This window comes from Allobosea sp. 05T433, assembly GCF_056396065.1.
In genome coordinates this window covers 1-3,193 of sequence record NZ_JBFTKS010000083.1, presented here as the reverse complement: position 1 = coordinate 3,193, position 3,193 = coordinate 1, and the positions used below count along the sequence as shown (strand labels likewise).

Here is a 3,193-nt window from a genome sequence, read left to right as displayed (position 1 = left end):
TCAGCGCGTCGTTACCGGCCCCGCCGCTGAGCGCGTTGTCGTTGGCATCACCGGTGATCGAGTCGTTGCCGCTCCCGCCGATGAAATTCTCGATATTGGCGATCGTGTCGGAAGTTGCGTTCGTGGTCCCCGACCCCGCAACGACCGCCGCGGTTGCGCCGTTCAGCGTCACGGTCAAAACCGCCGTTGCCGCCGAGTAATCCGCGGTGTCGATCCCGGTGCCACCATCGAGGACGTCGCGGACGGTGTCGACRCCGGCGACCAGCGTATCGTTATCGGCGCCACCATTGAGCGTATCGGCGCCGGCTCCGCCATTCAGGACGTCGTCACCTGCCAGGCCGTTCARCGTGTCGTTGCCCGCCAGGCCGTTGATCAGGTTTGGATCGGCCGTGCCGGTAATGGTTTCGTTCCCACCGGTTCCGACCCGGGCGACGATCTGGGAGGTCACCGACTCGGCAAGCCCGTCRCCATCGATATAGCTGACGATCACCCGATAGAAATTGGCGTCGTTGATGGTGCGGTTGGCGTTGGCCGTCGGCAGCCCGGCATTGGTCCAGGGTCCTGTTCCGGTTGCCGAGGTCTGCCATTGGTAGCGGATGGTGTTGGCAATGCCGTTGGCGTCGACGATTCCAGCGGTGCTGGCCGTCAGGACATTGGTGCCGGTGCTGGTGATCGTCGGTGCGCCGCTTGCTCGTGCCAGCGACACATCCGTGAACGTTCCGGTCGGAATGCCATTGGCATCGAAATTCGTGAACCGCGCGATCTCGATATTCACGAGCGTGTCGGTGCCTTCGTCGTCGATCAGCGGGATCTTGATGCCATCTGCCCCGAGGACCGGTGCCACGACAGTGTCGACGACTGTYACCGTGCCGTTGGCATTGCGCGTSAGSGTGAAGTCGGCGCGGCTGCCGTGGAAGACCGCCACGTCGGTATCGGTTGCCAGGGCGCCGTCGGAGATGATCTCGCGCACCGCTTCGAGCTGGCCCGGATTGATCTKTCCGGTTCGCATCAGGTCKGCGACCGATTTTCCGTCCCAATTGGCATTGCCGGTCCCCGAGATGAGGGTGGTCAAGCCATCGACCGTGAACAGCTGGGCGCTCGCCGGGTCCTTGGTGGCATGCACCGAGATCCGGACATTGAGCCAGCGGTCGCCRTCGATCAGATCRTTGCCGGCATTGCCGGTGATGGTGTCGCTGCCGGCRCCGCCGAGCAGGATGTCGCCACCATTGCCGGGGTCGAAGACAGTGGTGTCGGGAGCGAGATCGCGGAAATGCGAGCCAGCGACCGCCATGGCCGCGACGGTCGCCGCCGATTGTCCGATGACCGCACCGGGCGCCAGCTTGATGAAGTCCTCGAGCCCGCGGATCAGGTCGACGTTCTGGGACAGAAGCTTGCTGTCCGTCGCGGGCCCATTGACCGGGCCGGTTCCTGCRCCGACAGCGCCGACCGGAAAGCTGGTTCCGATCAATGTATCGTTGTGCTTCCAGCCCGAGGCGCCTTCCACCGAGTCGTTGCGGTCCCGCAATGTCAGCGCGAGCTGATTGGCGAAGCGCGAGATGCCGAGATCGATGACGCCGTCGGTTTCGTCTCCCTTCTGAATGGACCAGTCGAAGCCCAGCATGCCGTTGTTGCGCTGGATTCCGGCGCCCTGGACCATGATGTCGTCGCCGGACTCGCCATCATAGTCGGTGTCGTTGCCCTGGCCGTTGAGGATGTCGTGTCCGATGATCGGCGAGTTGAAGAACAGGTCCGAGTTTTCACCCGACAGACCGTCAAAACCCTCGCCTCCCTCGATCCAGTCATCCCCYTCRTTGCCCATCAGTCCGTCGGGYGCKGAACCGCCGAGAATGAAGTCATTGCCCGGGCCGGCGAACACTTCCTTGGCGTCCGTGACGCCCATGATGAAATCGTTGCCCTCGCCGCCGAACATGAGGGTGAGGCCCGCATCGCTGGCGATCACGTCGTCACCGGCTTCGCCGCGCAGGAAATTGTCCCCGAACGGATCCTCGATGATGTCGTCGCCGCCGCCGCCGAACACCTGGTCGGATTCCATGCCGGCATTCAGATAGTCATTGCCGTCATCGCCCCAGAGGGTGTCGATGCCCTTGTCGCCATACAGCCTGTCATTGCCCTCGGTGCCGCCGAGAACGACGTGTTCACCGCCGGAGAACTGCAGGATTCCGCCATCGAAGATCGGCTTGCCATCCGCATCGAGAACCGGCTGACCGTTGGCATCCAGGCGGGCCGTCCCTTCGACCCGGTGAACCTTGGGATCGATGCCTTGCACGAAAGGATCGGAGTGCACGGGATCGAGCAGGCTGCGATCGGCTGGATCGGTCCCGTCGCGCGCCGCAATGCCGCTATAGTTCTCCTGACCCGCCARCTTGTCGAGCTCCAGGATCATGTCCGGAACCGACATGAGGTTGCCCGGAAGATGCGTCGAATGGAGATCGCCCAGGTCGGTATTGCGCATGACCAGGTCGGTGAACGAATTGGGCTCCAGCAGGTTCAGCAGGTTCATGCCCTGCGTGCGGCTGAGRTAATAGAACCGGTCGCCGTTYTGCAGGTGCTCCAGYTGATAYTCGAACACGAAGTTGAAGGTCGAGCCGAGCTGGCCGCCGAACTCGTTGATCTCCTCGGCCAGACCGCCGATCCACAGATCGACATGGTTCAGTCCGCCAAGGCTGTCGTCATGGGGACCGGCGCCGTCCGCCGCATAGAGGCCGGTCGCGTTCAGGAAGTCGAGGCGGTCRGCCGGAGCATGAATCGTATGCGCCAGGACCGGCGGYTGCATGGCGGCATTCGCTGGCACGGTCTGATCGGTGCCGAGCACGATGGCCATGGCGGCTGCACGCTTGCCCTCCGAGGTCGTCTCGGCGGCGATCAGCGGATGGGTGCCATAGGCTGCGATGAARTTGACCACGGATAGCGGGTGCTTGATGTGCTGGGTGAAGTCGGCCCAGCTGGTATAGGGCTTGAGATCGGCGCCGCCGGTCGTGGCGTAGATCTGCGCGCGCGCGTCATTCAAGCTCGGAATGCCGGTATCGCGAGCCCGGGCGAGGTTCAAGGCGGGAAGATCGAGCGGCAGTCCGAGCAGATTGTTCCGCAAGGCTTCGACGACGAATTCGTCGATTTCATTGCCGACCGAACGGGACATGCCGCGGATGAGCGCACCGGTCGCCACCTCGTCGCT

General features: G+C 63.5%; 1 protein-coding gene. It reads right to left on the bottom strand.

Annotation, left to right across the window (positions count from 1 at the left end; translation table 11 throughout):
* Nucleotides 1-3,193, bottom strand: a 3,193-nt coding sequence (locus AC1DGP_RS34975) for a peroxidase family protein (RefSeq protein WP_476833264.1), incomplete at both ends; no start/stop codon positions are given.